The 24,408-nt window shown below is 67.5% G+C and carries 18 protein-coding genes and 1 pseudogene; 9 read left to right on the plus strand and 10 right to left on the minus strand.

Going from position 1 to position 24,408, the window contains the following annotated elements; genetic code table 11:
* Window positions 1–8: 8 nt before the first annotated feature.
* From rplQ to OHB26_RS06640, 8 genes are all read right to left on the minus strand, one after another.
* Window positions 9–515: a 50S ribosomal protein L17 gene (gene rplQ, locus OHB26_RS06605; protein WP_330183338.1), complete on the minus strand. Its 507-nt coding sequence runs from the start codon at window positions 513–515 to the stop codon at window positions 9–11.
* A gap of 47 nt (window positions 516–562) precedes the next feature.
* Window positions 563–1,621, minus strand: coding sequence for a DNA-directed RNA polymerase subunit alpha (locus OHB26_RS06610; protein ID WP_067561714.1), 1,059 nt, complete (start codon window positions 1,619–1,621; stop codon window positions 563–565).
* Between the two features lie 172 nt (window positions 1,622–1,793).
* Window positions 1,794–2,399 (minus strand): 30S ribosomal protein S4, encoded by a 606-nt coding sequence (rpsD, locus tag OHB26_RS06615; protein ID WP_067561710.1) that lies wholly within the window; start codon window positions 2,397–2,399, stop codon window positions 1,794–1,796.
* A gap of 24 nt (window positions 2,400–2,423) precedes the next feature.
* Entirely contained in the window at window positions 2,424–2,837 is a 414-nt protein-coding gene (rpsK, locus tag OHB26_RS06620; protein ID WP_067561707.1) for a 30S ribosomal protein S11, read from the minus strand.
* A gap of 9 nt (window positions 2,838–2,846) precedes the next feature.
* A complete protein-coding gene (rpsM, locus tag OHB26_RS06625) occupies window positions 2,847–3,218 on the minus strand; it encodes a 30S ribosomal protein S13 (RefSeq protein WP_067561705.1) in 372 nt (123 codons plus the stop codon).
* A 224-nt stretch (window positions 3,219–3,442) separates the two neighbouring features.
* Complete coding sequence (gene rpmJ, locus OHB26_RS06630) at window positions 3,443–3,556, minus strand: 50S ribosomal protein L36 (RefSeq protein ID WP_067561702.1); 114 nt, start codon at window positions 3,554–3,556, stop codon at window positions 3,443–3,445.
* Window positions 3,557–3,676: 120 nt separating this feature from the next.
* Entirely contained in the window at window positions 3,677–3,898 is a 222-nt protein-coding gene (gene infA / locus OHB26_RS06635) for a translation initiation factor IF-1 (protein WP_040804562.1), read from the minus strand.
* Between the two features lie 3,566 nt (window positions 3,899–7,464).
* Window positions 7,465–7,800 carry a hypothetical protein gene (locus OHB26_RS06640; protein WP_330183339.1) on the minus strand — a complete coding sequence of 112 codons (336 nt, stop codon included), beginning with the start codon at window positions 7,798–7,800 and terminating at the stop codon, window positions 7,465–7,467.
* On the opposite strand from OHB26_RS06640, the pseudogene OHB26_RS06645 reads away from it, so the two are divergent.
* Both OHB26_RS06645 and OHB26_RS06650 read left to right on the plus strand, forming a co-directional pair.
* Window positions 7,708–8,856 (plus strand): annotated as a pseudogene (locus OHB26_RS06645) (MinD/ParA family ATP-binding protein); the annotation flags it as partial. The gene OHB26_RS06640 and the pseudogene OHB26_RS06645 sit on opposite strands and share 93 nt — an antisense overlap.
* A gap of 143 nt (window positions 8,857–8,999) precedes the next feature.
* Window positions 9,000–12,098: an NAD-glutamate dehydrogenase domain-containing protein gene (locus OHB26_RS06650; RefSeq protein ID WP_330183340.1), complete on the plus strand. Its 3,099-nt coding sequence runs from the start codon at window positions 9,000–9,002 to the stop codon at window positions 12,096–12,098.
* Window positions 12,099–12,351: 253 nt separating this feature from the next.
* Here the strand turns inward: OHB26_RS06650 and OHB26_RS06655 are convergent, their stop codons facing one another.
* On the minus strand, window positions 12,352–13,878 hold the full coding sequence (locus OHB26_RS06655; RefSeq protein ID WP_330183341.1) for a PucR family transcriptional regulator: 1,527 nt from the start codon (window positions 13,876–13,878) through the stop codon (window positions 12,352–12,354).
* A gap of 140 nt (window positions 13,879–14,018) precedes the next feature.
* On the opposite strand from OHB26_RS06655, the gene OHB26_RS06660 reads away from it, so the two are divergent.
* The 7 genes from OHB26_RS06660 (at window position 14,019) to OHB26_RS06690 (ending at window position 23,673) form a co-directional block, all read left to right on the plus strand.
* On the plus strand, window positions 14,019–15,446 hold the full coding sequence (locus tag OHB26_RS06660; protein ID WP_330183342.1) for an aminobutyraldehyde dehydrogenase: 1,428 nt from the start codon (window positions 14,019–14,021) through the stop codon (window positions 15,444–15,446).
* A 38-nt stretch (window positions 15,447–15,484) separates the two neighbouring features.
* Window positions 15,485–16,828, plus strand: coding sequence for a 4-aminobutyrate--2-oxoglutarate transaminase (gene gabT, locus OHB26_RS06665; RefSeq protein ID WP_330183343.1), 1,344 nt, complete (start codon window positions 15,485–15,487; stop codon window positions 16,826–16,828).
* Window positions 16,829–16,843: 15 nt separating this feature from the next.
* Entirely contained in the window at window positions 16,844–18,295 is a 1,452-nt protein-coding gene (locus OHB26_RS06670) for an NAD-dependent succinate-semialdehyde dehydrogenase (protein WP_330183344.1), read from the plus strand.
* Window positions 18,296–18,427: 132 nt separating this feature from the next.
* Window positions 18,428–20,044: an APC family permease gene (locus OHB26_RS06675; RefSeq protein WP_442942869.1), complete on the plus strand. Its 1,617-nt coding sequence runs from the start codon at window positions 18,428–18,430 to the stop codon at window positions 20,042–20,044.
* A 51-nt stretch (window positions 20,045–20,095) separates the two neighbouring features.
* The gene (locus OHB26_RS06680) at window positions 20,096–21,061 is read left to right on the plus strand and encodes a nitrilase-related carbon-nitrogen hydrolase (RefSeq protein ID WP_330183345.1); all 966 of its coding nucleotides are present in this window, start codon (window positions 20,096–20,098) and stop codon (window positions 21,059–21,061) included.
* 50 nt (window positions 21,062–21,111) lie between these two features.
* Complete coding sequence (locus tag OHB26_RS06685) at window positions 21,112–22,140, plus strand: agmatine deiminase family protein (protein ID WP_330185526.1); 1,029 nt, start codon at window positions 21,112–21,114, stop codon at window positions 22,138–22,140.
* A 168-nt stretch (window positions 22,141–22,308) separates the two neighbouring features.
* Window positions 22,309–23,673, plus strand: coding sequence for a flavin monoamine oxidase family protein (locus tag OHB26_RS06690; protein ID WP_330183346.1), 1,365 nt, complete (start codon window positions 22,309–22,311; stop codon window positions 23,671–23,673).
* A gap of 152 nt (window positions 23,674–23,825) precedes the next feature.
* Here the strand turns inward: OHB26_RS06690 and OHB26_RS06695 are convergent, their stop codons facing one another.
* Window positions 23,826–24,332, minus strand: coding sequence for a DUF4254 domain-containing protein (locus tag OHB26_RS06695; protein ID WP_330183347.1), 507 nt, complete (start codon window positions 24,330–24,332; stop codon window positions 23,826–23,828).
* Between the last annotated feature and the right edge of the window lie 76 nt (window positions 24,333–24,408).

Genomic DNA, 24,408 nt, shown 5'->3' on the forward strand with positions numbered 1-24,408 from the left:
CGGGAAGACTAGTCTTCCTTCTTCTCCTCGGCAGCGGCCTCGGCCGGAGCCTCGGCGACGACCTCGGCCTCTTCGACCTTGGTCTCCTCGGCCGGAGCCTCGGTGGCCTTCTGCGAAGCGGCGACACGACGGGCACGATCGGCCTCGTTGGTCACGGTCTTCTCGCGGACCAGCTCGATGATCGCCATCGGAGCGTTGTCACCCTTGCGGGGGATGGTCTTGATGATGCGGGTGTAGCCACCCTCACGACCCTCGAACGACGGGCCGATCTCCGCGAACAGGGAGTGCACGACGTCCTTGGAGCGGATCACCTTCATCACCTCGCGACGGTCGGCAAGGGTGCCGGCCTTCGCCTTGGTGACAAGCTTCTCGGCGTAGGGGCGCAGCGCCTTGGCCTTGGACTCGGTGGTCGTGATGCGACCGTGCTCGAAGAGCGCCGTCGCCAGGTTGGCGAAGATCGCCTTCTGGTGCGACGCCGACCCGCCGAAGCGAGCACCCTTCTTGGGCTTGGGCATTGGAATCTCCTGTGTCTAAGACCGTCGGGGCGCCCGCCCCATCCGGCCTAAAGCTGTTCGGTCTCGGCGTAGTCCTGCTCGCCGCTGTCGGTGTCGCTGAACGAACCGCTGTCGCTCCAGGTGCCGCTCGCCGCGTCGTAACCGACGACGGAGGACGGATCGAAGGAGGCCGGGGAGTCCTTGAGGGACAGACCAAGCGAATGCAGCTTGACCTTGACCTCGTCGATGGACTTCTGGCCGAAGTTACGGATATCCAGCAGATCCGATTCGGTGCGGGCGACCAGCTCGCCGACGGTGTGCACTCCCTCGCGCTTGAGGCAGTTGTACGACCGCACGGTCAGATCGAGGTCCTCGATCGGCAGACCGAACGAGGCGATGTGGTCCGCCTCGGCCGGGCTCGGGCCGATCTCGATGCCCTCGGCCTCGACGTTCAGCTCGCGAGCGAGACCGAACAGTTCGACCAGGGTCTTACCCGCCGACGCCAGCGCATCCCGAGCGGAGATCGAGTTCTTGGTCTCGACATCCAGGATGAGCCGGTCGAAGTCGGTGCGCTGCTCGACACGAGTCGCCTCGACCTTGTAGGTCACCTTCAGAACCGGCGAGTAGATCGAATCCACCGGGATCCGGCCGATTTCCGCACCCGACGCCTTGTTCTGCACGGCAGGAACGTAGCCGCGACCGCGCTCGACAACGAGCTCGATCTCCAGCTTGCCCTTGTCGTTCAGGGTCGCGATGTGCATGTCCGGGTTGTGCACGGTCACGCCGGCCGGGGGAACGATATCCCCACCGGTGACGGTGCCCGGGCCCTGCTTGCGGACGTACATGGTGACCGGCTCGTCCTCTTCGGACGAGACAACCAGGCCCTTGAGGTTCAGGATGATGTCGGTGACATCTTCCTTCACGCCCGGAACCGTGGTGAACTCGTGCAGCACGCCGTCGATACGAATGCTCGTAACGGCGGCCCCCGGGATCGAGGACAGCAGCGTGCGGCGCAGCGAGTTACCGAGGGTGTAACCGAAACCCGGCTCCAGCGGTTCGATGGTGAACCGCGACCGGTTCTCGGACACAACCTCTTCGGTCAGTGTCGGTCGCTGTGAAATCAGCATGGATTTCTCCTCCTTCGAGCGTCCGCTATTTGACGCTCACGACTGGAAAATGTGAAGTACCACAACACCTTTGGGGGTTTTCGAGGGCTAGGCCCCCGATCCCCCCTGCCGGGGGTGTGGGGGCGAAGCCCCCACGTTGTGGTCATCCACCAGCGGCGCGTTAGCGCCCCTATTACTTCGAGTAGAACTCGACGATCAGCTGTTCCTGCAGCGGAACATCGATCTGCGCACGCTCGGGGAGCTGGTGCACCAGAATGCGAAGACGGCCGGGAACGACCTGGAGCCAACCCGGAACCGGGCGGTCACCAACGGTTTCGCGCGCAACCTGGAAAGGCAGGGTGCCCAGCGACTTCTCCTTGACATCGATGATGTCGTACTGGGAAACCTGGTAGCTGGGGACGTCGACCTTCACGCCGTTGACCACGAGGTGGCCGTGGCTGACGAGCTGACGAGCCTGACGACGGGTACGGGCCAGACCGGCGCGGTACACGACGTTGTCCAGACGGGTCTCGAGCAGACGCAGCAGGTTGTCGCCGGTCTTACCCTTCTGGCGGTTCGCCTCTTCGTAGTAGCGGCGGAACTGCTTCTCCATGACGCCGTACGAGAAGCGAGCCTTCTGCTTCTCCTGCAGCTGCATGAGGTACTCGGATTCCTTGATCCGCGCGCGGCCGTGCTGGCCGGGCGGGTAAGGACGACGCTCGAACGCCTGGTCGCCTCCAACGAGGTCAACACGGAGACGACGCGACTTGCGGGTGATGGGGCCTGTATAGCGAGCCATGATTCTCTACCTTTTCCTTCCCGCTTAGACGCGACGCCGCTTGGGCGGACGGCAGCCGTTGTGCGGCTGCGGGGTGACATCGGAGATCGTGCCGACCTCCAGGCCCGCGGCCTGGAGCGAACGGATCGCGGTCTCGCGGCCCGAACCCGGGCCCTTCACGAACACGTCGACCTTCTTGACGCCGTGCTCCTGCGCCTTGCGGGCAGCGTTCTCGGCGGCAAGCTGCGCGGCGAACGGGGTCGACTTACGCGAACCCTTGAAGCCGACGTGGCCCGAGGACGCCCAAGAGATGACGTTTCCGGCCGGGTCGGTGATCGACACGATGGTGTTGTTGAACGTGCTCTTGATGTGCGCGTGGCCGTGCGGGACGTTCTTCTTATCCCGGCGACGCGACTTCTGAGTCTTCTTCGGACCCGAGGTCCGGCTCTTCGGAGGCATGCGCTATCCCTACTTCTTCTTGCCGGCGACGGTCTTCTTCGGACCCTTGCGCGTGCGGGCGTTGGTCTTGGTCCGCTGGCCACGCACAGGCAGGCCACGACGGTGGCGCAGACCCTGGTAGCAGCCGATCTCGATCTTGCGACGGATGTCGGCCTGAACCTCGCGGCGCAGGTCGCCTTCCACCTTCAGAGCGGAGCTTTCGATGTAGTCACGTAGAACCGTGACCTGCTCATCGGTGAGGTCCTTGGAACGGATGTCACCGGAGACACCGGTGGCTTCCAGGATCTCCTTGGCGCGGGTGCGACCAATGCCGAAGATGTAAGTCAGCGCGATCTCCATGCGCTTTTCGCGCGGGAGATCAACGCCCATAAGACGTGCCATGTGGCATTTCCTTAATGGTTGCGGAGGTCTGCTCCCTGACCGTCCCCGCGAGTGGGGCCCCGGCCTCCGTACCGGGGGTAGGCCGCCATCCGCCCTCTACAGGGCTCGACAACGGCGACTGGCGCTGGGAGTTACTTCTTGTGTCTCTGCCAATCCGAATCGCGTTCGGTGCTTGGCTGGTGAGCGACCGGAGTTGCCTCCGGCGATCCGGCACTGGGCCGAGATCAGCCCTGACGCTGCTTGTGGCGCAGGTTCTCGCAGATCACCATGACCCGACCGTGACGGCGGATCACCTTGCACTTCTCGCAGATCGGCTTGACGCTGGGGTTGACCTTCACGTCAGATCCAATCTGGTTCCGTGTGCTCACTGGCCGTGAACACAGTTTTTCCCCGGCCGGAAATGGCCGGGGAAGACCCGGAGCACGAGGCTCCGGAAATCTAGCGTCCCCCGAGGGAAATCACTTGTAGCGGTAGACGATCCGACCACGGGTCAAGTCGTAGGGCGAAAGCTCCACGACGACGCGATCCTCGGGCAGAATACGGATGTAGTGCTGCCGCATCTTGCCGCTGATGTGCGCGAGAACCTTATGACCGTTCTCCAGCTCAATCCGGAACATCGCATTGGGCAATGGTTCGATGACCCGGCCCTCGACCTCGATGGCCCCTTCCTTCTTCGCCATATCCTCCGCGATCCCGTTTCAGGCTGAACCTGGTTGGTTCGAGCTCATCACGTCTTAATCGGTCTCTGTAGTTAAGTGGTGCACTCCAGTGGACCCGGTGCAATACTTCCTTGACGCAGCCGTGGACATGCCACAGCCAGCAGGTAGGTGCACCGCCGACCAAGCTTACCCGTTTCCCCAGATGCGACCAAATACGCCCTGTTCGTAGTGGGCTGGAACACGCTCCGGCCCGGGGATGCGCGGGCCGGGCGGGAATCCGCCGCCGCGCCGGATGGGTACGGTTACCGTCGAACCGGATGGGTACGTAACCGCCAAGCTGGGTGGGTGCGAGCTCTCCGAGGCCCGAGCGCGGCGCAGGGGAAGATCGCTAAACTACGGCCTGTCCTACCAGACCGCTCAAGCACACGGGGGTTGATGTGAGCCGCAACAACGACGGCCTCCCCATGCTCCCGCCATGGCTGTCCGAGAGCGACGTCTCCCAATCCGGCTACGAGGCCCCCGTGGAGAACCTCCCCCACGACGACCTCATCCCCGAGGAAAAGTCCCCCCGCCGCCTCTTCGGCCGCCGCAAATCCCGCAAAGACGCCACCCCGGACCAGGACCCCGCCCCCACCCGCCAGCCCTGGTCCACCTCCGGCGACGTCCCCGCACCCCCCATCACCCCCGAACTCCCTTCCCCGGAATCGCAGCGAGCTCCCGCCCCGCAGCGAGCCCCCGCAGCGCCCGACGCCCAGCGAGCTCCGTCGACTCCCGACGCGCAGCGGAGCCCAGCCACTCCCGATGCGCAGCGAGCCCCCGCTACTCCCGATGCGCAGCGAGCTCCCTCCGGCCCCGGGGTTCAGCAGGGTCCGCACTCGACCACCGGTGCGCCGCGAATTCCGCAGTCCCCCGCGCCCACCGGCGACCTGCGCGCGCGCCCAGACCTGCCCCCGTCCCCCGGCACGGGTAGCGAACAGCCCTCCGCCGCCGCACGTTTCACCAACCCGCCCGCCCCCGACGCACACCGCGGCACCCCCCAACCGTCCTTCGGGCAACCGCGCCCCTCAACGCCGCTGCCTCCGGCTCCCCACACACCGCTCCCCAACGTCCCGACTCGAGGCGCACAGCCGCAAGGCGCGCAGGGAGCGCAACCGAGCCCTCGTACCCAGGGGCCGACCTCAGCACCCCTCACGCCGCCGCCGGGCGTTCCGTCCATTCCCGATGCGCCACAGCCGAACCCCACCGCGCAGGGCCAAGACGCGACGACGCGCTACAGCGCACCGTCCCAAGGCGCGCAGCCCACACAGCAGGGTGTGCGGCTGGAAGACATGCAGCAGGGAGCGCAGCCAGGGCCCCGCACCCAGGCCCCAGCCTCCGGACCGCTCACGCCGCCGCCGGGCGTTCCGTCCATTCCCGATGCGCCACAGCCGAACCCCACCGCGCAGGGCCAGGACGCCACGACGCGCTACAGCGCATCGGTTCCGCCCGCAGCGGGCGCGAGTGCGCCGCCGAAGCCACACATTCCGGATTCGCCCTCCCCGGAGGTCCGGCCGGATCCTGTTGCGCAGCGCCCGCTTCCGGATTCGCCGAACGCGTCGCCCGAGGCCAGGCGGCTGCCGGATCCGCCGCAGTCGAGCCCACAAACCGCACCGCAGAGCACAGCTGGCGCGGCTCCGCAGTCGCGGGCGCTGCCGGACGCTCCGCCGCGGGGTGCGCAGGGGCAGGTCGGGGACCCGCGCCTGCACTCGCCACTGCCGCCGTCGCCGAGTGAGTCCGCGTCGGCGCAGCCGAATCCACTTGCACCACAGCAGGGTTCATCGCCGAAGGTGCGGCGGCCCGCGCTTCCGGATGCGCCCGGACAGGCCGCGGAGAATGACACGGGTGCCGCCGGTTCGGTGACACCGCCGCCGGGCGTTCCCGATCTGCCGCCGTCTCCGGCGCAGGGGCCGGAAGGCAAGGGGAACGCGTCCGGTCCGGGTGGCGCTGTGCCGCCCGAGTTCCCGTTGCCCGGAACGACCGTCGACGAAATTCTCGCCCCACCGCGCGGAGCTTCAGCGAGTGCGCCTGCGGGGCAGGCTGACTCGAATGCCGGAGCGGGCGGTTCCGCGGGCGCCGCTTCGGACGACTCTGTCGAGATGACCGTCCGCGTACCGCTTTCGCCCGCGACGGGTGAAAGCCCCTCCGCCGGTGCAGGATCGGCGACGGGCGCACAGGCCCCCAATACCGCGCCGGGCGGATTGCCCGATCCGAGCCTCGGCTCCGTGAATGACGTTCCCCCAGCTCCGACGGGCAGCACTCCCGATTCGACCTCGGCCGCGCAGCCCAGCGCGGCGGGTACGACCGGGGAATTGCCGGTGGACGGCGACCTGGGAACCAATACCGGTCGCCATCGAGCGATTGACGTTCCGCTGCCACAGCGGCCGGGACCTGTTCCCGCACAGCTCAATTCCCAGGGCAGCCCCTACGGGCCGCGCGGCGGGCAGGGCTCGCCTCCGGCCGCGCCGCCGAGCGACGGCCGTCAGTGGCTGGCACCGCCGTCGCAGAGTCCGGCCGCGCACGCTCCCGCGCCCTACGGCACCGCGAACGGTCCGCAGGGCCCCGCGTCCGACCCGCGCGGTTCCGCGTCAGCGACCCAGGGGTCCGCGTCAGCACCGAGCGCACCGGCACCCGCGAAGTACGGCACCGCGCCCAATCCACAGGCATCCACACCGGCAGGCCAGGGTCCCGCGCCGCACGGTGGCGCATCCGGTCCGCATGGACCCGGGCATCAGGGAGCGCACACCGGCAGCTTCCCGATCACCGCACCTGGCAGTCCGGGAATGGCCGCTTGGAACCAGAGTCCGTACGCACCCCAGCAGGGTTCGCCCGCCACACCGCGCGATGACGCTCCCGTTCCGCCGAGCCAAGGCACCCCCGGCGCCCCGCACCAGAACGCTCAACCCTCGCCACAGCAGGGCGCTCCGGCCGCACCCGAGCAGGGCGACTCGGTCGCACCCCACCAGGGTGGACAGTCCTCGCCCCACCAGGACGGTTCGGCCGCGCCGCAGCAAGGTGAAGCGGCTCGATCGCCGTTGGGGTCGACCCGGGTTCCGGGGGCCAACTGGGCTCCCAACCCACTGATGTCCGGGCCGAACACCTGGCAGCAGAATCCCGCGCTGGGCGAAAACGGCAATGGCGCAGCGAGTTCGGGCGGACCGGCGGGGCAGCTGGGCGAGAGCGCTTCACCTGCCGCCGCGACGAGCAATGGTGGGCCAGGGTCGGTCGCTGACCAGATTCCGGGAGTGAATCGGGGACCATCCGCTGACACACCGGGGCAGCCGACGTGGGGCACGCCGCAGACCGGAAGCACCGATGCCGATCCCCGAACGGCAGGCCACCCGGGTCATGCTGCGGGACAGCCGAATTGGGATGCGGCCAGGACACAGACGGGTGGGCCAGGGTCGGTCGCTGACCAGATTCCGGGAGTGAATCGGGGACCATCCGCTGACACACCGGGGCAGCCGACGTGGGGCGCGCCGCAGACCGGGAGCACCGGTGGCGATCCCCGAACGGCGGGGCAGCCGGATCTTGGTGCGGGGCGGGCTGATTCAGGTGCGGCGCAGGGTGTTCAGCCGGGATCCGGGCCTTACCCACTCGGCGGATACGGGCAGCAGCCCGGTACCGATGGGCAGTCGCAGGCGAGCGGCCATGGACATGCGAACGGCCCGGAACAGGGGCAGCAGCACGCCGTAGACGGTCAAGGCCAACAGCCCGGCGTACCTGGTCAAGGCCAACAGCCCGGCGTACCTGGTCAAGGCCAACAGCCCGGCGTACCTGGTCAAGGCCAGCAGCCCGGCGTACCTGGTCAAGGCCAGCAGCCCGGTCCTTACGGGACGGGGCAGCAGGCTGGTCCTTATGGCGAAGGACAGCAGCCTCACTTGCATGGGCAGGGTCAGCAGCCCGGCGGGTACGGGGCAGGGCAGCAGCCCGGCGCCTACGGGCAGGGGCAGGCGGGTGGGTATGTGCCGCCTTCCGCGCCTTTGCAGTTCGGGGTGGGTCGGCAGGGGCAGCCCTTGCCTTCGCTGGATGATGTGCCGTTGCGGCGGGCCAAGAAGGCGCCGGGGTCGGGGTGGCGGCGAGCTGTACACCATGTTTCGGGCGGGGCGATCAATCCGGGGATGTCGGCCGAGGAGCGGCGACTGCAGGAGTTGGTGGCCCGGATTCGGCAGCCCGTGCGCGGTGACTACCGGATCGCGGTGTTGTCGCTGAAGGGCGGGGTCGGCAAGACCACGACCACCATGGGGTTGGGGTCGATCTTCTCGTCGATTCGCGGGGACCGGGTGATCGCGGTGGATGCGAATCCGGACTTCGGGACGCTCTCGCAGCGGGTGCCGTTGCAGACGCGCTCGACGGTGCGGGATCTGCTGCTCGATCCGAGCATTCAGCGGTATTCGGATGTGCGCAGGCATACCTCACAGGCGGGTAGCCGACTGGAAGTGCTTGCGAGCGAACGTGATCCAGCTGCCTCGGAGGCTTTCAGCGAGGACGAGTACCGCAGTGTGGCGCGGATTCTGCAGCGCTTCTACAACATCATCCTGACCGATTGCGGTACGGGACTTATGCATTCGGCCATGGCGGGCGTACTCGATCTCGCGCATTCGCTGGTGCTGATCTCGTCGTCGGCGATCGACGGTGCGCGCAGTGCCGCGGCCACGCTGGATTGGCTGTCCCTGCACGGGCACGATCATCTGGTCCGCAACGCGGTGGTGGTGATCAATCTGCCGCGCCCGGGTGCGGCGACCGTCGGCATCAATCAGCTCCGTGACTACTTCCTGTCGCGTTGCCGCGCGGTGCACATCATCCCGTACGACTCGCATCTCGGTGAGGGTGCGGAGATAGATCTGAACCGCCTGCAGAAGGACACCAAGCGCGCGTATGTGGAGTTGGCGGCCACCGTGGCCGACGATTTCGCCACCGATCACCGCCGCTATCGCGGCTGACGTCGGCCCTGGTCCCGGTCGCCGCATGGACGAAACGGCGCGGCACGCACCGCGCGCTGCTCCGGTTCGTCCACTGTGTCCTGCGTCTCTTTGCGGCAGATTAACTGCGACACCATAAGGTCACGCGCAGGGAGTTGAGTCAGATGCATCTCGGAGCAGCCGTCGGCATGCTGGACGAGGATCGGATGGAGGCCGCGCCGCGGCTCGAATTCGATCCTGGTTCGCAGCCGCCCGGCGCAAGGCTGGTCTGGCAGGGCGCCACGGCGTCGCTGACCGAGCTGATCGAGATCTTTTCCGCACTGGGTCTACACGTCACCACCCATGAGGTGGATTCCGATAGCGTGCGGGCCGAACACCGATTCACGTTCCGCCCCACCGCTTTCGAGCTCACCGAGGCGATGGCGCGACTGCTGGCCGAGGCCTTCGGAGCCGCCGCCGAGGGTGAGTTCGAGATCGACGGTTTCACCGGTTTGACCGCCTCGGCCGCCCTGCCGTGGCGCGATGTGGTGCTGGTGCGCGCGGCCTGCCGCTATCTGCGACAGGCGGGTCTGCGTCTAGGCGGTCCGACGATCGCCGAAATCCTCACCGCGCATTCGGATTTCGTGCGCGCGTTCGTGGAGCTGTTCCATGCCCGCTTCGATCCGGCGCATACCGATCGCACCGAGCTGGTCGATACCGCCGACGCGGAGGTTCGTCGCCGCCTGGAGGCCGCGACCACGCTGCCCGAGGATCAGTTGCTGCGCGGCCTGTACACATTCTGCTCGGCAGTGTTGCGCACCAACTGGTTTCAGCCGGGCCGCGCGGTCGCCGCGTTCAAAATCGATCCGGCACGGCTCTCCCTGTCCGCCCCGATCACCCCGTATCGCGAGATCTTCGTACATTCGACCCGCGTCGAGGGCAGTCATGTGCGCAGTGGCGTGATCGCCCGCGGCGGCCTGCGCTGGTCGGATCGCGTGGATGACTTCCGCACCGAGGTACTGGGTCTGATGAAGACCCAGACGGTGAAGAATTCGGTCATCGTCCCCATGGGCGCGAAGGGCGCGTTCGTGGTGCGCGGCGGCGTCACCGATCCGGAGTCGGTCGAGTACGCGTATGCGGCGTTCATCGGCGGCCTGCTGGATGTCACCGACAATATCGCCGAGGGCGTCATTACGACCCCGCCGCGCACCGTGGTCTACGACGACCCGGATTCCTACCTGGTGGTGGCCGCCGACAAGGGCACCGCCCGCTTCTCGGATCTGGCGAATTCCATTGCGGTGGCCCGCGGCTTCTGGCTGGGTGACGCCTTCGCCTCGGGCGGGTCGACCGGCTACGACCACAAGGCGCTGGGCATTACCGCGCGTGGTGCGTGGCGTTCGATTCGCCAGCACTTCGCCGAACTGGGTATCGATCCGGACGTGCAGCCCTTCACGGTCTCCGGTATCGGCGATATGTCCGGTGATGTCTTCGGCAATGGCATGTTGGAGACCGATCGCATCCGCCTGGTGGCCGCCTTCGATCACCGGCATATCTTCCTGGATCCCGATCCGGACCCGGTGCTCTCGCATAAGGAACGCACCCGTCTGGCCGCGCTGGAGCGCAGCAGCTGGGCCGATTACGATCGCGCCCTCATCTCCGAGGGCGGCGGCGTCTGGCCGCGTACCGCCAAGTCGGTGCCGCTCTCCCCGCAGGTGCGCGAGCGCCTGGGCGTCACCGCCACGGAACTGCCCGCCCCCGAACTGATTCGGGCCATGTTGGGCGCCGAGGTGGACCTGCTCTTCAACGGCGGTATCGGCACCTACGTCCGGGCGCGGACCGAACTCGACTCCGAGGTCGCGGACCCCTCCAATGACGAGGTGCGCATCACCGCCGATCAGCTGCGCTGCCGTGTGGTCGGCGAGGGCGGCAATCTGGGCCTGACCCAGCAGGCGCGTATCGAGTTCGCCGTCGCGGGCGGCAAGGTGAACGCCGACTTCATCGACAATGCCGCGGGCGTGGCCACCTCCGACCGCGAGGTCAATCTCAAGATCGCCCTGGATGCCGCTGTGGCGGAGGGCTTTTCGACGGTCGTCGAGCGCAATGAGCTACTCGCCGCCAATGCCGATGCCGTGGCGCGCGCGGTGCTCGCCGACTGCGATCGGCAGGCGCTGGCCATCAGCCTGGCCGAGGCGCACGCACCGTTCCTCATCGACCGGCACGGCCGCCTGATCGAAAACCTGGAGCAGGCCACCGATCTAGATCGCATCGCCGAATTCCTGCCCACTACGGCGGAGCTCGCGGCCCGCCGCCGCGCGGGCAAGGGTCTGGTGCGACCGGAGATCGCGGTACTGCTCGCCACGGCCAAAAACCTTGTCCGCGAGGAACTGCTGGCCTCGGACGCACTCACCGATCCGGTCGTCGCCGGAACCCTGGCAGGCTACTTCCCCGAGAAGATTCGCACCCTGCTGGGTGACCGCCTGCTGCACGAGCATCCGGTGGCCCGGGAGATCGTCGCGGTGGCCGCGGCGAACCAGGTGATCAACCGGGTCGGCCCCGGCATGATCCACCGTCTGGAGGAGCGGCTCGGCGCGGGCACCCCGCAGATCGTGCTGGCCTGCACCGTGGTCGACGAGGTCCTGGATGTCGACCGCTGGTGGCGTGAGGCGCTGGCCATGCCCGGCGTCTCCCCACAGGTCCGCATGGGTGTGCTCAAGGGCATTCAGGATGCGGTGGAGCAGGCCACCGCCTGGTTGCTGACGCATCGCGCCGCCGATTCCTGGTCCGCCGAGATCGACCGCCACGCAACACTTGTCGGCGAATTGATCGCGGTCCTGCCCCGCCCGGCCGGCCACTCGGGCCGGGATCTGGCCAACCTGCGCCTGCTCTCCCAGGCCCTGCCCCTGAGCGATACGGCCCGCCGCACCGACCTGCCGGTGCCCCTGGTCGCCCAGACCTATCGCGAACTCGGCGAACTGATCGGCCTGGACTGGCTGGCAACAACTTTCGCCACCACCCGCACCTCCGATCACTGGGAAACCCTCGCCGCCGCGGTCCTGGCCGATGAACTCCAATCGCGTTGGCACACACTGGTGGCCGCCGTCCTGGCCGAGGCGTCCCCCGGCGATTCGGCCCGCGAGCACGTGATCGGCTGGAAATCCACCCCCGCCGCCCTGCGCCTGGTCGAACTGGTCGCCCGCCTGCGCCGCTCCGGCACAGTCGATATCGCCCGCCTCTGCGTAGTGAACGCCGAACTGGCCACGGCCGCCCTCCCCGGAGAGCACTAGCGCGGAATTACACCCCGACCGGACTTCCGCCCGATTCCGTTGCGCCACAGAGTGTGTGGATCCCGGCCAAACGCACGCCGGGACGACGAGGTGGGCCATGCCCGAAAGGACGCGGCAGAGACCTGCTTCCGATTCACGAGGTGGCCTGCTACTGAGGTGGGGGTGCTACATCCCCCGTTATCCCGGCGCTCTTCTTGTCCGGGATCACCGGCCGCGAAGGCGGGCGGCGGTCTGTAATCGCCCGCCGGTCGTTTCAGCGGCGGGCGATGACGGCCAGCAGGAGTTCCGCACGCACCAGGGCTTGGTCCAATTGCACGCCGAGGACGGATTCGATCTTGGCGATTCGGCTGCGCAGGGTGTGCCGGTGGACTCCGAGTGCCGTTGCGGCGGTTTCCCATTGGCCGTGCGCTTCGAGATAGGCGCGCAGCGAGGCGATCAGATCGGTGCCGTGCCGGTCGTCGTAGTCGACCAGTGGTTGCAGCATGGCTTCGGAGACCGCGCTCAGGACGCGCTGGGCTTCGGGGAATGCCAGCAGGGCGTGGCCCGCGAGAGCTGCCAGCTCGAGTGGGCGCGCGCCGGGTAGTGCTGCGGAGGAGGCCAATTCGGCGTGCTCGATGGCGGCATTGAAGCGGCGCAACGGATGCGGGGCGCTGAGTCCGGCCCGCATGGTGGCGCGTACTTCGGCGGATATCCCGGCCAGGAGTTTTTCGGCGGTCTCATCGGTATCCGAGCCCGGCAGCAGGATGGCTGCCCGGTCCCCCGCCAGGTGCGCGAAGAGCTGGCGGTTCATCGGATGCAGCTGGGTGTCGACGGTTTCCAGTGCCCGGGTGGCATCGGCCGGGTTGGCGCACCACAGTACGAGCGCGCGAATGCGCCCGGTGCGATCGGCGGCCGTGGCCAGGTGCTGCCACATGATGTCGGGATCACCGGGTTCCTCCAGCAGCATGGTCATGGCCTGGGAGTTCAACCGGTTCTGTGCGATTCGCAGTCGCGCGGGTTTCTCGAAGTCGAGCGCGAGCAGTGAACTGGCATGCCCCAGCAGCACCTGATCGACCGAGCTGAGCGCGGTCGCGGTGACCACCGTGAGGTGCCCGTGCACGGTCTGACCCGCCGTAATAGCTTGCAGCACAATGTATTGCCCGGATGGCAGCTGAAGCACCCCACTACCGGCCCCATCACCGCGGGTGGCGAGGAATTCACCGATCCGCTCGATGATCTCGGCGGCGGGCTGCCGCGGATGCGCCTCGGAGACCGCCCCGTCCGCACCGACCACCAGCACGGTGGCCGAGAGCGCGGCGGACAGCTCCTTGATCACCGCGCGCGGCCCCTGAATGGCGGCGCGGGTCATGCGCGGCTGGGCACGGGAGGCGCGCAGCACCTTCTCGTACTCCTGTTCGGCGAGCCGCTGCATGACCTTCTTGGTGATCGCGCCGAAGGGTGTCGGCAGCGGTACCTCGAACAGGGGCAGCCCCAGCCGATCGGCGGTCTCGACCAGATCCTCGGGCACGGTTTCGTGCGAGAGCCCGACCCCGAATCCAACTCCGGCGACCCCGGCCCGATCCAGGTCTTCGAGGTATCGCAGTCGATCCGCGCGACTGAGCGGCAACCCCATCCCGGTGGTGAGCACCAGCTCGCCGCCGGAGAGCCACTGCTGGGCATCGGTGAGTTCGGAGGTCAGGGAGAGCGTGATGGAGCGTCCCAGCCCCGTACCGCCCCCTTTGAGCACGAGCCCGAGCTCGGGTTGGGACAGTACCCATCGAACCGGAATTCCCGCGTTCACAGCGCTCCCATAGCAAACTGGACAGATTGTCGAAACCCGATTCTGCCCGTACGCCGATCCGGCGGGTGACGCGGGGGTGTGTCGCACAGCACACTGGCTGGCAACAGCACAGCACTCCCCACCAACGAGATCGGGCACACATGACTGACATGCTTCGCAACTACATCGACGGCCGGTTCGTAGCCGCGACCGCCTCGGAGTCGTTCGAACTGATCAGCCCGGTGGACGAATCGGTCACCGGCCGCAGCCCGATCTCCGGCCCGGCCGATATCGAGGCCGCCGTCGCCGCCGCCGCCCGCGCGTTCCCGGCATGGCAGGCGAGCACCCCGAGTCAGCGTCAGGCCGCCCTGTTGCGGCTGGCCGATGCCATCGAGGCCAACTCCGAGGCGATCGTCGAGGCGCAGTGCCGCGATACCGGTCAGCCCAAGCATCTGGTCGCCGCCGAGGAGGTGGCCGCCGGAGCCGATCACCTGCGCTTCTTCGCCGGTGCGGCGCGCATGCTCGAGGGCAAGTCGGCGGGCGAGTACATGACGGGTTTCACCTCGTACGTGCGCCGCGAACCGGTCGGCGTCATCGGTCAGGTGACCCCCTGGAACTACCCGTTCATGATGGCCATCTGGAAGATCGGCCCGGCGCTGGCGACCGGAAACACCGTGGTGCTCAAGCCGAGTGACACCACCCCGGGCAGCACCCTCGTGCTGGCGGAGCTGACGCGGGGCATCCTCCCGGACGGTGTCCTCAATGTCGTGCTCGGTACCGCCGCGAGTGGCGCTGCCCTGGTGAGCCATCCGCGCCTGGACATGGTGGCCATCACCGGTTCGGTGCGCGCGGGCATCGCGGTGGCGACCGCGGCGGCCGAACAGGTCAAGCGGGCGCATCTGGAGCTGGGTGGCAATGCCCCGGTGGTGGTCTTCGGTGATGCCGATCTGGCGACCGCCGCCGACCGCATCGGTGATGCGGCGTTCTTCAATGCCGGTCAGGACTGCACCGCCGCCACCCGCGTGCTGGTGCACGAATCGGTGCACGATGAGCTGGTCGCGGCCCTGGTGAAGAAGGCCCAGACCGTGCGGCCCGGCCTGCCGGACGATACCGAGGCCGCGTACGGCCCGCTCAACAACGTCCGTCACTTCGAGTCGGTGACCGGCAAGCTCGCGGCGCTGCCACCGCACGCCACCATCGCGACCGGCGGTAGTCGAGTGGGCGACAAGGGTTTCTATCTCGCGCCGACCATTGTCACCGGTGTCCGCCAGGACGATCCGATAGTGCGGGAGGAGACCTTCGGCCCGGTGATCACCGTGCAGTCCTTCACCGACGAGGCGCAGGCCATCCAGCTCGCCAATGATGTCGACTACGGCCTGGCCTCGAGTGTGTGGACTCGCGATCACGGTGTGGTGCAGCGTGTTTCGGCCGCACTGGACTTCGGCGCGGTGTGGGTGAACTGCCATATCCCGCTGGTGGCGGAGATGCCGCACGGTGGTTTCAAGCGTTCGGGCTACGGCAAGGATCTCTCCGCGTACGGCGTGGAGGACTACACCCGCATCAAGCACGTCATGAGCGCGCACGACTGAGCACCGTCCCTAAACCCTTTTCCGCAGAAGGATTCTCAATGACCGAGATCAGCTACCGGCTCCCGCAGCAGCGGGTGCTGAACACCGCCCTGCCGGGCCCGCGCTCGCAGGAGCTGGCCGCGCGGCGCAAGGCCGCCGTCGCCGCGGGTGTGGGTTCGACCGCGCCGGTGTACGCCGCGGACGCCGATGGCGGCGTCATCGTGGATGTGGACGGTAACTCCCTCATCGATCTGGCCGCCGGTATCGCGGTCACCAATGTCGGCGCCTCGCATCCGAAAGTGGTTGCGGCGGTACAGGAACAGATTGAGCGTTTCGCGCACACCTGTTTCATGGTGACCCCGTACGAGGCGTATATCGCGGTCTGCGAGCAGCTGGCCGCGCTCACCCCCGGCGATCACGAGAAGCGCAGCGTGCTCTTCAACTCCGGCGCCGAGGCCGTGGAGAACGCCATCAAGGTGGCGCGCCTGGCCACCGACCGCAGCGCGGTGGTCGCCTTCGATCACGCGTACCACGGTCGCACCAACCTGACCATGGCGCTGACCGCGAAGTCCATGCCGTACAAGGCGCATTTCGGCCCGTTCGCGCCCGAGGTGTACCGCATGCCCATGTCCTACCCGTTCCGCGACGGCGGCCTGGACGGCGTAGCCGCTGCCCGCGAGGCGATTTCGCGCATCGAGAAGCAGATCGGCGCGGATTCGGTGGCGGCGATCATCATCGAGCCGATCCAGGGCGAGGGCGGATTCATCGTTCCCGCCGCGGGATTCCTGCCGACCCTGGTCGAGTGGGCGCGCGCCAATGGCGTCGTGTTCATCGCCGATGAGGTGCAGACCGGTTTCGCCCGCACCGGCGACTGGTTCGCCTGCGAGGCCGAAGGCGTTGTCCCGGACATCATCACGATGGCCAAGGGGATCGCCGGCGGTATGCCACTGAGCGCCATCACCGGCCGCGCCGACCTCCTGGACGCCGTGCACGCGGGCGGTCTGGGCGGCACCTACGGTGGCAATCCGGTGGCCTGCGCCGCCGCGCTCGCCGCCATCGACGCCATTCGCGAGCATGACCTGCCCGCCCGCGCCCGCCATATCGGCGAGGTCGCGCTGGCCCGTTTCAATGAACTGGCACAGCGTGTTCCGGCCATCGGTGATGTCCGCGGCCGGGGCGCGATGCTGGCCCTCGAATTCGTCCGCCCCGGCACCACCGAGCCCGATGCCGCGCTGACGGCCGCCATTGCCAAGCGCTGCCTGGAGCAGGGTGTGATCACCCTGACCTGCGGCACCTTCGGCAATGTCATCCGCCTGCTGCCCCCGCTGGTGATCAGCGATGAGCTACTCGACGAGGCGCTGACGGTGCTCTGCACCGCCGTCAGCGATCTCGCGGCTGAATAACGGTCAGGGAGAACAATGTTGGAGTACGACCGGATCAGCGGCCTCATCCCCACCGGTGTGTGGATCGACGGCAAATCCGAACCCGCCGAAACCACCTTCGCAGTGCGCAATCCGGCGACCGGTGAGGTTCTCACCGAGGTCGCCGACGGCACCGGCGCGGATGCCCTGCGCGCCCTGGACTCGGCCAGCCGCGTCCAATCCACCTGGGCCGCAACCGCTCCGCGTGAGCGCTCGGCGATTCTGCGCCGCGCCTGGGAGATCTTGATCGATCGCACCGAGGAGATCGCTCTCCTGATGACCTTGGAGATGGGCAAGACCCTGGCCGAGGCCCGCGGTGAGGTCGCCTACGGCGGCGAATTCCTGCGCTGGTTCAGCGAGGAGGCGGTGCGCATCGGCGGCCGCTACACCGACTCCCCCGCCGGGACCGGCCGCATTCTGGTCACCCAGCAGCCGGTCGGCCCGGTGCTGGCCATCACACCGTGGAACTTCCCGCTGGCCATGGGTTCTCGCAAGATCGGCCCCGCGCTGGCCGCGGGCTGCACGGTCATTGTGAAGCCCGCCGAGGACACCCCGCTCACCATGCTGGCCCTGGCGCGGATTTTCGCCGAGGCCGGTCTCCCCGAGGGCGTGCTCTCAGTGGTCCCGGGTAGCGATGCCGCCGCGATTACCGCGCCGCTGCTCGCCGATCCGCGACTGCGCAAGGTCACCTTCACCGGGTCGACCCGCGTGGGCAAGCTGCTGCTGCGCCAGGCCGCCGACAATGTGCTGCGCACCTCCATGGAGTTGGGTGGCAATGCCCCCTTCATCGTGTTCGAGGACGCCGATCTGGAGCAGGCGCTCGCCGGTGCCATGGCGGCCAAGATGCGCAATGGCGGTGAGGCGTGCACCGCGGCGAACCGCATCTACGTGCACAATTCGATCCGCGCGGAATTCGCCTCCCGCCTCGCCGAGAAGATCGGCGCACTGCGCGTCGGCCCCGGCCACGAGCCGGGCGTGGACACCGGTCCGCTCATCAATGAGCGTCAGCGCGATAGCGTCGCCGCCCTGGTGGAGGACGCCGTCGCGGCCGGTGCCGTCATCCGCACCGGCGGTAAGGCGATCGACGGGCCGGGCTGGTTCTTCCAGCCGACCGTGCTCGACGAGGTGCCGCGTACCGCCCGCATGCATCGCGAGGAGATCTTCGGACCCGTCGCCGCCATCTACGGCTTCGACACCGAGGAGGACGTCGTGGCCGCGGCCAATGACACCGAATACGGTCTGGCCGCTTACTTCTACACCGCGGATCTGGACCGCGCCCTGCGTGTTTCGAGCGCCCTGGATGCCGGCATGGTCGGCGTGAATCGCGGTGTCATCTCCGATCCGGCGGCCCCGTTCGGCGGCGTCAAGCAGTCCGGTCTGGGCAGTGAGGGTGGGTCCGAAGGGATTCACGAGTACCTCGACACCAAATACGTCGCGCTGACCCGTTGACGTCATCGGCACCCCGGCCCCTGTGCCGGATTCGGTGCCACCCCGCTCTCCGGCACTGCCGCCGGACAGCGGTTCTCCACCGGCGAGGTGGGTGCTTTCGCGGTACCGCCAGACCCAGTACGAGGAGCTTGGATGCTCGTGCAGAATGCTTCCGAGGCGACAATGCCGTCGCGTGATACCAACGATGCCGCCGGCGGTGCCGCCAGCGACAGTGCCCATATTGCCGCAAGCGGTAAGGGCCTGGCCACCAACAAGGTCGGCACTTTCGCAGGCGCAATCCTGAGTATCGCGTCCATCGCACCCGCCTACACCACCACCGCCAGTATGGGCCTGATCGTCGCCGCGGTCGGCTTGAAGACGCCCGCGCTGTTGATCGCCGGGTTCATTCCGATGTTCCTGGCCGCCTACGCCTATCGGGAATTCAGCGCCGAAACCCCGGACTGCGGAGCCTCTTTCACCTGGTCCGCCCGCTCGCTCGGCCCGTATGTCGGCTGGATGGCCGGTTGGGGTTCGGTGATCGCCGTTGTCATCGTGCTGGCCAATATCGCGGCGGTGGGGGCGGAGTTCTTCTATCTGTTCGTCGGGCGGCTGGTGCATTCGGAATCCATTGCCACGCTTGGCGATAGCAAGCTCATCAATATCGTGACCACGCTGGCGTTCCTGGCCGCGGCCGGATGGGCGGCCAGTCGCGGGATCAGCTCGAGTGAGCGCGCGCAGTATGTACTGGTCGGCTTCCAGCTGGTGGTGCTGTTGCTGTTCGCCGGTATCGCATTGGCCAAGGCCATGACCGGTGACGCCCCGTCCGGTCTGAGCTTCGATATCGACTGGTTCAATCCCTGCACCGGACTCACCTTGGGCGCGTTCGCGATCGGTCTGATCGGTTCGGTCTTCATGTACTGGGGCTGGGATACCGCGCTGACGCTCGGCGAGGAGTGCAAGGATCCCAAGCGCACTCCGGGCCGCGCGGGATTGCTGTCGATCCTGACGGTGCTGTGCACGTATCTGCTGCTGGCCGTGGCGCTCATGTGGTTCGCCGGAGTCGGCGATACCGGTATCGGGCTGAGCAGCCCGGATACCACCAACAATGTCTTCGGCGCACTGGCCAGGCCGGTCATGGGCGGTGCGGGTGAGCTGCTGCTGTTCCTGGCGGTACTGGTCTCGGCCATCGCGAGCCTGCAGGCCACCTTCCTGCCCGCCGCCCGCGCCATGCTCGCCATGGGCACCTTCAAGGCACTGCCCGAGCGGTTCGCCACGGTGCATCCGACCTATCAGGTGCCGCGTTTCAGCACCGCCGTCGCCGCCGTCGTAGCGGGTGCCTTCTACACGATCACCGCGCTGCTGTCCGAGCATGTGCTGCTCGATACCATTGCCGCACTGGGCATCATGATCTGCTGGTACTACGGCATCACGGCTTTCGCGGCGGTCTGGTACTTCCGCGAGCACTGGTTCTCCTCGGCCCGCGACTTCGTCTTCAAACTGCTGTTCCCGCTCTTGGGCGGCGCCATGCTGCTGGTGGTCTTCGTGATCTCGGTGCGGGAGAGCCTCAAGCCCGAGGTCGGCAGTGGCGCTTCGATTTTCGGAATCGGTCTGGTGTTCTATCTGGGCTTCGGGATTCTGGCGCTGGGCGCGGTGCTGATGCTGGTGCAGCGCTGGCGGCAGCCGGAGTACTTCCGCGGCCGGACACTGCCGAAGGCGATCTCCGGTGATCCCATGCCGGTGCCCGAGGCACCGCATTTGAGCTCGCTGTAGCGAATACCGCACTCCCCCAGTCAACTTCGAGAATCGAGAGCCGGAGTAGTCATGAACGTCATCACCTGTTTCGAGCCGCCCGTCTCGCACGCGCGGGTCGATGCCCCGGTGCGCGAGCCGCTGCGCGTCGCGCTGGTGCAGCATCGCTGGCAGGCCGACGGCGAGGCCATGCGCGCCGAGGTGAACGAGGGCATCGCCCGCGCCGCCGAACTGGGCGCGAAGGCGGTCTTCCTGCCCGAGGTGACCTTCAGCAAGTACCCGGCCTTCGAGCGCGGTGGCGCGAATCCCGGTGCGGAGGCCGAGGATCCGGCCACCGGGCCCACCTTCACCTTCGCGGCCAAGGCGGCGATCGAGCACGGCGTCTTCGTGCACGCCTCGCTGTATGAGCAGGCCGATCAGGGCGACGGTCTGGGCTTCAATACCGCGATCCTGGTGTCCCCCACCGGTGAACTGGTCGGCCGTACCCGCAAATTGCACATCCCGGTGACCGAGGGCTATTACGAGGACACCTACTTCCGGGCGGGCCCGGCCACCGAGGAGGCGTACCGGCCGCACGGTCACGCCGATCTCGGTGATGTGCGCATCGGTATGCCGACCTGCTGGGACGAATGGTTCCCGGAGGTCGCGCGGATGTACTCGCTCGCCGGGGCCGACATGATCGTCTATCCGACCGCCATCGGTTCCGAGCCCGGCCATCCGGAGTTCGACACCCAGCCGCTGTGGCAGCACGTGATCGTCGGCAATGGAATCACCGCGGGCACCTTCATGATCGTGCCCAACCGGTACGGCAATGAAGGCGAAATCACCTTCTACGGTTCGTCTTTCATCTCCGATCCGTACGGCCGGGTGCTGGTGCGGGCTCCGCGTGACGAGTCGGCGGTGCTGGTGGCGGATCTGGATCTGGATCAGCGCAAGGATTGGCTGACGCTCTTCCCGTTCCTGGCGACACGTCGCCCGGATACCTACGGCCGGTTGACCGAACCGGTCGATCGCGAGCATCCGTTCGGGCGGGCGTGATGAGTGTCGGCGACGGAGCGGCTGTGGATCCCGGCCAAAAGCATGCCGGGATGACGGGGTGGCGGATGCCCGCCGAGCATGTGCCGCATCGCCGCACCTGGATGGCGTTCCCGCCCGCCGGTTCGGAGATCACCGCGACCCAGGACGCGACCAATGAGGCGCGGGCGGCGTGGACCGCGGTGGCGCACGCGGTGGCCGAATTCGAACCGGTGACCATGGTGGTCGACCCGGCCGACGTCCGCGATGCCAAGCGCATCCTGTCCGGTGCCGTCGATATCCTCGAAGCACCGCTGGATGACGCCTGGATGCGCGATATCGGACCGACCTTCGTGCGCGCCGCCGACGGCTCGGTCGCCGCGGTGGACTGGGTTTTCAATGGTTGGGGCCAACAGGATTGGGCCCGCTGGGATAGCGACAGCAAGATCGGCCGGGTGGTCGCCGAGGCGGCCGGGGTGCCGGTGATCGATTCACCGCTGGTGAACGAGGGCGGCGGCATCCAGGTCGATGGTGCGGGCACGGTCATCCTCACCGAGACCGTGCAATTGGATCCGTTCCGCAATCCGGGACTGACCAAGTCCGAGGTCGAGGCCGAACTGCGCCGCACCATCGGTATCGATACCGCGATCTGGCTACCACGCGGGTTGTGGCGGGATTCGCAGCGTTTCGGCACCCGCGGGCATGCCGATATCGTGGCCGCGCTGCCGTCACCGGGTGTGGTGCTGGTGCATGATCAGCGCGATCCGGAGCATCCCGATTACGAGCTGAGCCGCGCACTCATGAAGCAGTTCGAGACCGAAATCTCCTGCACCGGAGAGCCTTTCGATGTTGTTCCGGTGCCCGCTCCGCGCACGCTGCGGGATGAGGAGGGTTTCGTGGACTTCAGCTACATCAATCACTACGTCTGCGATAACGCGGTCATTCTCTGCGGCTTCGACGATGCCAACGATGCCGAGGCCGCCGAGATCATGGCCCGGGTGTATCCCGGCCGCAGCATTGTGACGGTCGACGCGCGGGAGATCTTCGCGCGCGGCGGCGGTATCCACTGCATTACCCAGCACGAGCCGCTTCCGGCTCGCTGACCTGCGTACAGGTCATGGGCATGATCCGGCCCGTACACGCCGATCCGGCGAATGAGGGGCGGGCCGGTTCACCGAATAGGCGCGAGCATGATCGTGACCGCGCGCACATACTGAAATAGCAACCTTCGGGTTATCCGAAGATTTCCGAATTATCGGTAAGGAGCTCTCGTGGCTGTCATCACTCGTGACGTCGTGATCGTGGGTGCTGGACCGTCCGGCCTGACCGCCGCCGCGGAACTGCGCAAGTCCGGCCTGTCGGTGGCGGTGCTGGAGGCCCGTGATCGGGTCGGCGGCCGCACCTGGACCGGCGAGTTCGACGGGGCCATGATCGAGGTCGGCGGCCAGTGGCTGTCCCCGCACCACACGGCCGCGCTCGCGCTGGTCGAAGAGCTCGGACTGTCGACCTTCTCCCGCTACCGCGACGGCGAATCGGTATACCTGGCCGCGGACGGCACCCGGCAGCAGTTCACCGGTGATGTCTTCCCCGCCCCCGCCGAGACCGCCGCCGAGATCGACCGCCTCATCGCGCTGCTGGATACGCTCGCGGCCGAGGTCGGCGCGGAGGCCCCCTGGACGCATCCGCAAGCGGCGGAACTGGATTCGATTCCATTCAGCATCTGGCTGGAGCGCCAGTCCGATAACGAGTACGCGCGTGAGACCGTCTCGTTCTTCGTCGCGGGCGCCATGCTGACCAAGCCAGCGCACACCTTCTCCACCCTGCAGGCGCTGCATATGGCCGCCGCGCAGGGCTCCTACACCGCGCTCGCCACCGATACCTTCATGCTCGACAAGCGCGTTATCGGTGGTATGCAACAGGTTTCGCAGCGCCTGGCCGCCTCGCTGGGTGCCGATGTGCACCTGAACGCGCCGGTGCGCAAGATCCAGTGGTCCGATGCGGGCGTGACCGTCCTCGCCGATGGCGATCTCGAGGTGCGCGCGGGTCGTGTGGTGCTGGCCGTACCGCCGAACCTGTACGCGGGCATCAGCTTCGATCCGCCGCTGCCGCGCCGCCGCCATCAGATGTACCAGCACATGTCCTTCGGTTTCGTGGTCAAGGTGCACGCGGTGTACGAGACCCCGTTCTGGCGTGAAAAGGGCCTGTCCGGAACCGGTTTCAGCGATACCGACATGGTCTCGGAGGTCTACGACAACACCAATCACGGTGTGGACAACGGCGCGATGGTCGGCTTCATCGCCCACGAGCAGGCCGATGCCTACTTCGCGATGGGCCCGGATGAGCGCAAGCGGGCCGCCCTGGACTGCCTGGTCCGCTACCTCGGTCCGGAGGCCGCCGACCCGGTGGTCTACTACGAATCCGACTGGGGCACCGAGGAATGGACGCGCGGCGCGTACGGCGTCAGCTTCGACCTCGGCGGTATGACCCGCTACGGCCACGATCACCGCGATCCGGTCGGTCCGATGCACTTCGCCTGTTCGGATCTGGCGGGCCACGGCTTCCAGCACGTGGACGGCGCGGTCCGGATGGGCCAGCGGGTAGCCGCCGCGATCGTGGCGCAGCGCAGTCTGGTCTGACAGCACGACTGCCCGGCGCGCAGGGGCAGCGCGAAGCCCACGGCGGCACAGCGCGATCGATACCGGTCGCCCTCATAGCCGAACTGCCCCAGTCGAATTAAGCCACCGGATGCGGTCCGGGCCGCCCTCGGGCCCGGACCACCGGTGCGCGCCTACCAGGCCGGCAGTCGCCGCCGCCCGGCGAGCACATCTCGCACGAGATCGTCGTAGGCATCGGACAATTCGGCTAGATGGTGCCAAGCGCCGTGCAGCATCTCGTCATTGGCGTCGAGGGTCATCAGCGCGTGGTGCGCGCGGACGGACGCCTCCGCCAACCGATCGATGACCGACCCGACGGTTTCGGTGTGCAGGGTCGCGCCCAGGCGATGCTGGGGAACCGACCGCACGATCCAGTCGTCAATGGCCATCACCAATTCGATTCGGCGACGCTTGTTTTCGATTATGGCGGTGGGGTCGGTCTCGGCCCCGGTACCGCCACGGCCCACTATGCGCCGCTCGTGCAGCACCGCGAGATCATGGGCGAACCACAGCAGGGGTCCGCCGATCACACGGTGACCGCGGCAGGCGCGCAAAAGTAGGTCGGAGGTCGGCAATAGGCCGTGCGTCAGGGCATGCGCGTCCATGTCCGCGTACTGATCGGACATGTCGGGCAAAGCCACAACGACCGTATTTGATGTCTCCGAACCTGCCACGTTGCCTCGCGTTCATCGTCGAACAACACCGCATTCAGGACGT

The sequence above is a fragment of the Nocardia sp. NBC_01503 genome, assembly GCF_036327755.1.
Taxonomy (GTDB): domain Bacteria; phylum Actinomycetota; class Actinomycetes; order Mycobacteriales; family Mycobacteriaceae; genus Nocardia.

What these genes read in the sequence shown, in the direction of transcription:
- rplQ (WP_330183338.1), bottom strand. Translation starts at nt 515, where the DNA reads ATGCCCAAGCCCAAGAAGGGTGCTCGCTTCGGCGGGTCGGCGTCGCAC.
- OHB26_RS06610 (WP_067561714.1), bottom strand. Translation starts at nt 1,621, where the DNA reads ATGCTGATTTCACAGCGACCGACACTGACCGAAGAGGTTGTGTCCGAG.
- rpsD (WP_067561710.1), bottom strand. Translation starts at nt 2,399, where the DNA reads ATGGCTCGCTATACAGGCCCCATCACCCGCAAGTCGCGTCGTCTCCGT.
- rpsK (WP_067561707.1), bottom strand. Translation starts at nt 2,837, where the DNA reads ATGCCTCCGAAGAGCCGGACCTCGGGTCCGAAGAAGACTCAGAAGTCG.
- rpsM (WP_067561705.1), bottom strand. Translation starts at nt 3,218, where the DNA reads ATGGCACGTCTTATGGGCGTTGATCTCCCGCGCGAAAAGCGCATGGAG.
- infA (WP_040804562.1), bottom strand. Translation starts at nt 3,898, where the DNA reads ATGGCGAAGAAGGAAGGGGCCATCGAGGTCGAGGGCCGGGTCATCGAA.
- OHB26_RS06640 (WP_330183339.1), bottom strand. Translation starts at nt 7,800, where the DNA reads ATGCAAGTGAGGCTGCTGTCCTTCGCCATAAGGACCAGCCTGCTGCCC.
- OHB26_RS06650 (WP_330183340.1), top strand. Translation starts at nt 9,000, where the DNA reads ATGCATCTCGGAGCAGCCGTCGGCATGCTGGACGAGGATCGGATGGAG.
- OHB26_RS06660 (WP_330183342.1), top strand. Translation starts at nt 14,019, where the DNA reads ATGACTGACATGCTTCGCAACTACATCGACGGCCGGTTCGTAGCCGCG.
- gabT (WP_330183343.1), top strand. Translation starts at nt 15,485, where the DNA reads ATGACCGAGATCAGCTACCGGCTCCCGCAGCAGCGGGTGCTGAACACC.
- OHB26_RS06670 (WP_330183344.1), top strand. Translation starts at nt 16,844, where the DNA reads ATGTTGGAGTACGACCGGATCAGCGGCCTCATCCCCACCGGTGTGTGG.
- OHB26_RS06675 (WP_442942869.1), top strand. Translation starts at nt 18,428, where the DNA reads ATGCTCGTGCAGAATGCTTCCGAGGCGACAATGCCGTCGCGTGATACC.
- OHB26_RS06680 (WP_330183345.1), top strand. Translation starts at nt 20,096, where the DNA reads ATGAACGTCATCACCTGTTTCGAGCCGCCCGTCTCGCACGCGCGGGTC.
- OHB26_RS06685 (WP_330185526.1), top strand. Translation starts at nt 21,112, where the DNA reads ATGACGGGGTGGCGGATGCCCGCCGAGCATGTGCCGCATCGCCGCACC.